The sequence below is a fragment of the Gammaproteobacteria bacterium genome, assembly GCA_011375345.1.
GTDB lineage: Bacteria > Pseudomonadota > Gammaproteobacteria > DRLM01 > DRLM01 > DRLM01.
Genome location: DRLM01000085.1, coordinates 1 through 8,601, shown reverse-complemented (window position 1 = coordinate 8,601; position 8,601 = coordinate 1). Strand labels below are relative to the sequence as shown.

The following is an 8,601-nucleotide window of genomic DNA, read 5'->3' as shown; positions in this document are numbered from 1 at the left end:
TTTGGCGTGCCCGCCGAGCCCGATGGCGCCTTTTATATCTACGCCGATTGCCGCCGTTTCAGTGGTGACAGTCATCGCTTTACGCTGGATTTGCTGGACCGGGCCGGCGTGGCCATCACCCCCGGCATCGACTTCGGCCGCCACCGGGCCCGGAACCACGTGCGCTTTGCTTACACCACATCGATGGCGCGCCTGGAGGAAGGGGTAGCACGCTTGCAGGCTTGTTTGAGCCGGTGATATCGGCTAGCGCCGATTCAGGCTGGTGGCGGCTCGCGACAAGGCGTTCTGTTTCTCCGCCACGGTCTCCCGCCACAGCACCGTCGCCCCCGCCACCGCCGCGGGCATCACGAAAAAATTCACCACCGGAATGCTGGTCAGAAACAGGCACATTCCGCCAAAGCCCAGGGCCGCGAAGCGGTTTTGTCGGAGTAGCGTCCGCTGGTCAGGGAAATTCAGGCCGTGGTTGCCCAGGGGATAGTCGCTGTATTCAAACGCCAGCAGCCAGGCGCTGAGCAGCAGCCAGGCGAAGGGGGCGATGACATTGAGTCCCGGAATCAAAAACAGAATCAGCAATGGCAGCGCCCAGGCCGCCAGAATGAAAAACTTTTTCATCTCCTGCCACAGGCCTGGAATGAGATCTTTCAGGGCCCGCTGCCAGCCGCCTTCGCCGCTGGGCGGCGCGTCGCCCAGGTAACGCTCCACGGCAGCGGCCAGTTGACTGTTAAACGGGGCGGCGATGAGGTTGGCCACCAGGGTGAAGGTGTAAAACGCCACCACCAACAGGGTGAGGGCGAACAAAGGCCAGAGCAGCCAGTCCAGCCAGTCCAGCCAGTTTGGCAGCAGTTGTTGGATGAGGGCGTCGAACTGGCTGAGACCCACGGCAATGAGAGCGGTGAACAAGACCATGTTCACCACCAGTGGCACGGCCACGTAACGGCGCAGGCCCGGCTTGTTCAACAGGCTGAAGCCGTGCAGCAAACAGCGGGCGCCGGCGAGGGTCTGGCTTATGTATTTCATTTGATTCAGTCTCTTGCAAGTATATCTTGGTGTGGTTTGTTTGTTGTCTCCCGCTTTGAATAAAGAAAGCTTGGGGGAGATTTTCAAATAAAAACAATTTTCATTTCATCTGTTACCCAATGCCCAAGCCCGCCGCCAGCCGCGCCGTGCCATAGGCCGCTTCGCTGTGGGCGGCCCTGTCCACCGGCATGCCCAGTACCCGCGCCCGTATGCGGGCCCAGGCCGGGTTGCGGGCGCCGCCGCCCACTGTCAGCACGCGGCGGGGCCAGGGTGCGCCCAGCGCCGCCAAACGCTGGTAACCTTGTTTTTCGATCTGTGCAACGCCTTCCAAAAGCCCCTGCAGAAACACGGCCCGGTCAGTGGGGCGCGGCGCCAAGCGCGGGGCCAGATGGGGGTCGCTGACGGGAAAGCGTTCGCCGGGTGCGGGCAAGGGGTAGTAGTCCAGGCCCGTGGGCTGGTCCGGCCTGAGCGCCGGGGTGAGGGCGGTGAGTTCGGTTTGGTGGAAATGCTGTAGCAGCACGGCGCCGCCGCTGTTGGAGGCGCCGCCGGCCAGCCAGCGGTCACCGAGGCGGTGGCTGTAGACGCCGTATCTGGGTGCAGACAAAGGCCGCTCCGCGAGGATTTTGATGACCAGGGTGGAGCCCAGGGCAGTGACGGCATCGCCCACCCGGTGGGCGCCGGCCGCCAGGAAGCTGGCCACACCGTCGGTGGTGCCGGCGGCCACGGTGGCCTCCGGCGCAAAGCCGAAGCGCCGCGCGATGGCCGGAGCCAGGGAGGCGCCGGTCGCTCCTGCGGGCAAAACCTGCGGCAGCCAGTTCCGCGGCACCTGCAATGCATCCAGCCATCCTGGCCAACAGCGGCCTACGGGATCGTAACCCATTTTCAGGCAGTTGTTTTCATCTCCCCAACCCCAGCGTCCGCACAGCCGGCCGGCGATCCATTCCGCCTGGTGCAGGGCGTGGCGGGCGGTGGAATCGGCGCGCTCGCGCAGCCACAGCAATTTGGCCAGGCTGGAGGCGCCGCCGCGGGCGGCGGATTCAAGGGGGGCAACAGCGGCGATGCGCTCCGCTTCGGTGCTGGCGCGGGTGTCGTTATAGAGCAGGGCGGGGCTGGCCGGCCGGCCGTGGTCGTCGGTGAGCAACACCGTGCCCGAGGTGCCGTCCACCGCCAGCCGCCTAACCTGCCGCAGATCAGCGCGGGAGGCGAGTTGATCGAGTACGGTACAGACAGCGTGCCACCATTGTTTCGGGGTTTGCGCGGTGAGCGGGGCGGCGGCGCTGGTGCTGAGCCGGCCATGGCCGTCGATGAGTACGCCGCGGCAGCCGGAGGTGCCGAGGTCGAGGCCGAGATAAAGCGCAGTGGGCACTTACGGCAGCGTGACCGCGGCCGGGGGCGTCCAGCCGGGCGCACGGTGCTCGGCCACCACCGTGGTGTAAATCCCGCCGCGGACGTTGAATTCGGCGGTAAGGCGCATGAAGCGCGGTTCACAGGCACGCACCAGATCGTTGAGAATCTGGTTGGTGATGTCTTCGTGGAAGGCACCTTCGTCGCGGAAGGCCCACACGTACAGCTTCAGGGATTTCAGCTCCACGCAGCGCGCATCCGGCACGTAGTCCAGATACAGGGTGGCGAAGTCCGGCTGGCCGGTTTTGGGGCACAGACAGGTGAACTCCGGGATGCGGATGCGTATGGTATAGTCCCGCGCCGGATGGGGGTTGGGGAAGGTGTCGAGTTCCTTGCTGGGTTGGCTGGGCATGGGGTCGCTCTTTGAGGTTGTGCGTAGGAGGCAAAAGATACTATAAACCCAGCGTCAAGGTGGTCCTTCCCGCATGCGGCCGCCTCCCCCATTGGCAGCCTGTTGAAAAACTTTGTTTTTCAACACCCGGCCAGAAAAAGGGGGATCGAGGGGGGTTATCGAAAAAATTCCTCCACGCCCTGCCCCAGGGGGGAACGGCCATGGATGCAGGGTTTCTCGCTTCGAACCGTTGTTGCCAATGTAAAGATTTGTCTTTTTCATGCGTCTGAAAAAAATCAAACTCGCCGGTTTCAAGTCCTTTGTCGACCCCACTTCCATTGCTTTGCCCGGCAACCTCATCGGCATCGTGGGACCCAACGGCTGCGGCAAGTCCAACGTGATCGACGCGGTGCGTTGGGTGATGGGGGAGAGTTCCGCCAAGCATTTGCGGGGCGATTCCATGGCGGATGTGATCTTCAACGGCTCTGCCGGGCGCAAGCCGGTGGGGCAGGCGGCCATCGAGCTGGTGTTCGACAACAGCCAGGGTGCTCTCGGGGGGCAGTACGCCAGCTACAGCGAAATCGCCATCAAACGCCAGGTCACCCGTGACGGGCAGTCCCAATATTCCCTCAACGGCTCGCGCTGCCGCCGCAAGGATATCACTGACATTTTTCTCGGCACCGGCCTCGGGCCGCGCAGCTACGCCATCATCGAGCAGGGCACGATTTCCCGCCTGATCGAGGCCAGGCCCGAGGAATTGCGGGTGTTTCTGGAAGAGGCCGCGGGGGTGTCCAAATACAAAGAGCGCCGCCGGGAGACCGAAAACCGCATTCGCCATACCAAAGATAATCTCAACCGTCTCAATGACGTGCGAGACGAACTTGAGAAGCGTTTGCAAGTGTTGCAGCGGCAAGCCAAAACCGCTGAGCGCTACAAAACCCTGAAACAGGAAGAGCGTTTGCTCAATGGCCAGCTGCAGGCCCTGCGCTGGAGGGTGCTGAACGACGAGGTGGTCGCGGGTGAACAGAGCATCCGCGCTTTGGAAACCCGGATGGAGGCGGAGACCGCCGGGCTGCGCCGCATCGAGGCCAGCCTGGAAGAGGCCCGGGTGGAGCACAGTGAGGAGAACGAGCGCTTCAATGCTGCGCAGGCCCAGGTGTATGAGGCCGGGGCAGAAGTGGCCCGGTTGGAACAGGCCATTGCCCACGTCAAACAAACCCGCGCCCAACAGCAGCGCGAGCTGGCGGAATCCGACCAGGCCTGGGAAGAACTCCAAAACCATCTTGACGATGACCGCGCCCTGGTCGAGCAACTTGGGGGGGAACTGGGCGGCATCGGCGAGCAGCTCAGCGAGGCCCGGACCGCTGAGGAGCAAAGCCGCGTTGCCCTGGCCTGCGCTGAACAAAGCATGCACGACTGGCAGCGGCTGTGGGATGAGTTCAACAGCCGCGCTGCCGCCCAATTGCAGGCGGCCGAAGTGGAACGGGCGCGCATCGATCATCTGGAAGAGCGCCTTGCCCAACTGCGCGGCCGGCTGCGGCGGGTGGATGAAGAACTGACCGGGTTGGACGCCTTGCCGTTGGAAGACGAAATCCACCGTTTGACCGAAGCCGGTTGCGAAACCGATGCCGGGCTGGCCGAAGCCCAAGGCGCCCTGGAAGGGGCCCAGGCCCGCATTGCCGAGGTGCGCCACCGCCAGCGGGCGCTGCAGGAGAAACTGGATGAACTGCGCACCACCCTGCAACACAAACAGGGCCGGCGCGCCTCCCTGGAAGCCCTGCAGGAACAGGCGCTGGGGGCCGGGCAGGACGTGCTGGGGCAATGGTTGCGCGACCACGGCCTGGCGGATTTGCCCCGCCTGGCCCAGTCGCTGGAGGTGGAGCCAAAGTGGGAGCAGGCGGTGGAAACGGTTCTGGGGCACGCCTTGGAGGCGCTGTGCGTGGACGGCCTGGCGGACAAAACCGCGGCGGTGACGGCGCTCAAGCAGGGCGAGCTGACCTTGTTCGACACCGCGCATCCCGCGCCCGCCGCCCAGCCCGCCACCGGCTTGCCGCGCCTCATGGACAAACTGCGCGCGCCCTGGCCTTTGGATGCCGTGTTGGGGGGCGTGTACGCCGCAGACAGCGTCGGGCAGGCCTGGCAATGGGTGGGTCGCTTGGGGGCGCGCGAGTGCGTTGTCACACCCGAAGGACTGTGCCTGGGGCCGGGGTGGATGCGGGTGTCGCGTTCCCAGGATGCGACCAGCGGGGTGCTGGCGCGGGAACGCCTGTTGCAAGAATTGCAGAAGGAGATCAGTGAAGCAGAAGAAAAACTCAATGCCGCAGAGCACCAATATGAGGACGCCGCCGAGCAGCTGTCTCACTGGGAAAAAGTCCGCGACGAGGCCCAGCTGAACCTGCAGGATGCCACCCGCCAGCGGGCCGAACTCAAGGCCCGGCTCAGCAGCCGGCAGGAACGCCTGAGCCAGCTCAGCGCCCGCCGTGCCACCCTGGCTGACGAAGCCCGGTTGCTGGAAGAGGATTTAAGTGAGGCCGAAAGCGGCCTGCTGCAAGCCCGGCAACGTCTGGAAAACGCCTTGGCGGAAACCGAGGGCCATGGCGAGCAGCGTGAACGCCTGCTGGAACAGCGTGACCATCACCGCCGCGCTTTGGAACAGTGCCGCGCCGCCGCCCGCGAGCATAGCGAGCGGCGTCACGCCGTGGCCCTTAAGGCTGAGTCCCTGCGCAGCCGTCTGCAGGCCACCGAAGCCAATCAATCCAAAATGCAGGCCCAGTTGGAACACCTGGCCCACCGCCGTGGTGAGCTGCAACACGCGCTGGCCGGGGGCGATGGGCCCGTGCTGGCCATGGAAAGGGAATTGGAAGAGGCCTTGGCCAGGCGACAGCAGAGGGACGAGTCCCTGGCCGCCGCCCGCCGCCGGGTGGACGAATGGGCGCACCGCCTGCGGGAGCTGGCGGAAGGTCGCACTGGCGCGGAGCAGCGTGTCCATGACGTGCGCGAGGAACTGGATCAAGCCCGCTTGGCCTGCCAAGCACTTGCGGTACGCCGTCAGGGGCTGGACGAACGCCTCAATGAGGCCGGTTACACCGCCGCCGCCTTGCTGGAAGAGCTGCCCGGCGAGGCGGACGAGCCAACTTGGGCCGCGCGCCTGGAGGCGCTGGAAAAGCAAATCCAGCGTCTGGGCGCCATCAATCTGGCGGCCATCGACGAATACACCGAGCAGGCCGAGCGCAAAGCTTATCTGGACGCCCAGCACGCCGATTTGTGCGAGGCGCTGGACACACTGGAAAGCGCCATCCGCAAAATCGACAAAGAAACCAAACAGCGTTTCCAGGATACTTTTGACCGGGTCAACAGCGGCTTGCAGGCCATGTTCCCGCGCCTGTTCGGCGGCGGCCACGCCTATCTGGAGCTGACCGGCGATGATTTGCTCAACACCGGCGTTACCGTTATGGCCCGCCCGCCGGGCAAGCGCAACAGCACCATCCACCTGCTCTCCGGCGGTGAAAAAGCCCTCACTGCCGTGGCCCTGGTGTTCGCCATTTTCGAACTCAACCCTGCGCCCTTTTGCATGCTGGACGAGGTGGACGCGCCGCTGGACGATGCCAACGTGGGGCGTTTCTCCCGCCTGCTGCAGGAGATGTCTGAGCGGGTGCAGTTTATTTTCATTACCCACAACAAAGTCACCATGGAAATCTGCCAGCAACTGCTGGGCGTGACCATGCACGAGCCGGGGGTCTCAAGATTGGTGGCGGTGGATGTGGACGAGGCGGTGGAGTTGGCGGCGGCGTCTTGAACTGCTGTGGCGGCGCGATGCACCAGCCGTTTTGTTTGGCAAAAATCAATAGCTAACAGATGATATGTAATCTTCTTTCTTGTTTATGAGATCCCCTTCGGAGCCTGTCGGATTTAGGGGGGTCGAGCGAAAAAGTGGGAGAGCGAGGGCAGATTGTCGCGATGTCGAGGCGCAGAGTGGGCGCTATGTAGCGAAAAATCGCGGCAATATGAACCGCTCTCCCGGTTCGGCAGCCGATTCATCCCAAACCCGGCAGGCTCTCGGTCCCCTTGCCCAAAGGAGGAGCTGTGAGGAGCGTGGCCCCAACTGAAAATGACACACTGTGTTCAGAAGCAGTGGGACAGGAGAAAGGGAAACACGCATTCAGGTCCTGCCGCTTCTTGCCGCCTCCTCTTTAGAAAAAGAGGGGGTAGGGGAGGTGTTCTAATCATAATCTTCCGCCACAGCAGCGGAAGTTCATCGCTCAAAGTCATGAACGCATGGCCGCCGAAAATAGTTCAGCCCACTGTTCGTAAAGGCGTGCCCCCAGGGCAGGCAAGGCGGCGCAGCGCGCCACGACCGGATGGCCACCACCCTTACCGCTCTGCGGCGTATCTGTTTGCGCGGCAGGCCAGGTGCCGTGTTCATACATATTGGATAGGAAAGTGCGTCTGAACGACATGTTGGGTGGTCCGGCACAAGCTTTCCGGTAGAACGTCTATCGCCGGGGAATGCGCCAATGGCAGCTCGAAAAGTTTGAATGAGGGCGATGTCCTCAAGCTCACCTCAATCGGCTACAATGCGCCACTGACACGTGTCTACGAAGACGTTATCGAAGGGATGGAGCCTCGCCCCGCCTGCGCTTGAGATCCGGGGGTAATCAAAACGACAGGTGCGTCTCTTGCAGAACGAAAACGGGAGGGGGGAATGGAAACACAAACCGTGAGCCTGATTCTGATCGGCGTGGGCGTCGCCATCATCCTCATCGCCTTGTATTTCCACGCCCGCGTCCGCCGCCTGGAAGCCAATGCCCGGCGCAGCGCAGGCTTTGGCCGCCGCCACCGCGCCTCCCTCGACGAAGAAATCCCCGAAGAGTTGGATCCCCTGTTCGCCACTGCCGAGGTGGCCGAAGCCGCGCCGCGCAGCCCCGAGGTCGAGCCGTCCCACCGCAGAGCGGCGCTGCCCGAATCGCCGCCGCCTGAGGCCATGTCAACCGGTCCGGCGCCGTTGAATGAAGAGCGCGAAGCGGTGGAACCGCAGTCCAACTCGCCGGTGCGACGTCATCCTCCACGGGAAGTTACCGATCCCGAGCGTATCGTGGTGCTCAATGTCATGGGTCGCCACGGCTGGCGCTTCAAAGGTCCGGCCCTGCTGGAGGCGTTGGCCAATGCCGGTCTGGAACACGGTGATATGGACATCTTCCATTACTACGCCAAGGACGATCCCCACGGGCCGCCCTTGTTCAGCGTGGCCAACGTGATGAAACCGGGCAGCTTCGACCCGTCGGACATGGCGCATTTCACCACCACCGGCCTCAGCCTGTTCATGGTGCCCTCCAACGATTTGGACGACTTGAAAACCTTCGACACCATGCTGAAAAGCGCCCGTCAGCTGGCGCAAGAGCTGGGCGGAGAAGTGTGCGATGCCCGCCGCAGCCTGCTCACCAAACAGGCCGTGACGCATATGCGGGAGCAGATCCAAGAGTGGTGCCGGAAGGCCAGGGTGGGGCAGTGAACGATCGGACGTACGACCCACACAGTTGGCACTGCGCCGGTTCGCCGTCCAGTGGCCATCGCAGAAGTCTCTGTCAAGCATCCCTGAATCGCCCGGACAAGCCGCTGTGGATGGTGGTGGTGCGCCACGGCAAACGGGAGCCGTTGGTACTGGTGACCACCCGGCCGGTGCGGGGACGTCGCCAGGGTGAGCGGCTGATTCACGGTTACCTGGACCGCTGGGCCTGCGAGGAAGGCTACCGGTTCAGCAAGCAGGGATTCGATCTTGAAGGGGTGCAGGCGCGGCGTTTCACCACGCTGCAAAACCTGGTGGCGCTGGCGAGCCTGGCCTGGGCCTTGCT

6 protein-coding genes are annotated in these 8,601 nt (G+C 63.6%); 3 read left to right on the top strand and 3 right to left on the bottom strand.

Going from position 1 to position 8,601, the window contains the following annotated elements:
- Positions 1 to 243 precede the first annotated feature (243 nt).
- From cysZ to queF, 3 genes are all read right to left on the bottom strand, one after another.
- Positions 244 to 1,017, bottom strand: a complete 774-nt coding sequence (cysZ, locus tag ENJ19_06365; protein ID HHM05352.1) for a sulfate transporter CysZ — start codon at positions 1,015 to 1,017, stop codon at positions 244 to 246.
- 112 nt (positions 1,018 to 1,129) lie between these two features.
- Entirely contained in the window at positions 1,130 to 2,383 is a 1,254-nt protein-coding gene (locus ENJ19_06360) for a carbohydrate kinase (protein ID HHM05351.1), read from the bottom strand.
- Complete coding sequence (gene queF, locus ENJ19_06355) at positions 2,384 to 2,773, bottom strand: NADPH-dependent 7-cyano-7-deazaguanine reductase QueF (GenBank protein HHM05350.1); 390 nt, start codon at positions 2,771 to 2,773, stop codon at positions 2,384 to 2,386. It lies immediately after the preceding gene.
- Between the two features lie 259 nt (positions 2,774 to 3,032).
- Between queF and smc the strand changes: the two genes are divergently transcribed.
- The 3 genes from smc to ENJ19_06340 form a co-directional block, all read left to right on the top strand.
- Positions 3,033 to 6,548, top strand: coding sequence for a chromosome segregation protein SMC (gene smc / locus ENJ19_06350; protein HHM05349.1), 3,516 nt, complete (start codon positions 3,033 to 3,035; stop codon positions 6,546 to 6,548).
- A 906-nt stretch (positions 6,549 to 7,454) separates the two neighbouring features.
- Entirely contained in the window at positions 7,455 to 8,261 is an 807-nt protein-coding gene (gene zipA / locus ENJ19_06345; GenBank protein ID HHM05348.1) for a cell division protein ZipA, read from the top strand.
- A 110-nt stretch (positions 8,262 to 8,371) separates the two neighbouring features.
- Positions 8,372 to 8,601, top strand: a 230-nt coding sequence (locus ENJ19_06340) for a hypothetical protein (protein HHM05347.1), incomplete at its 3' end; no start/stop codon positions are given.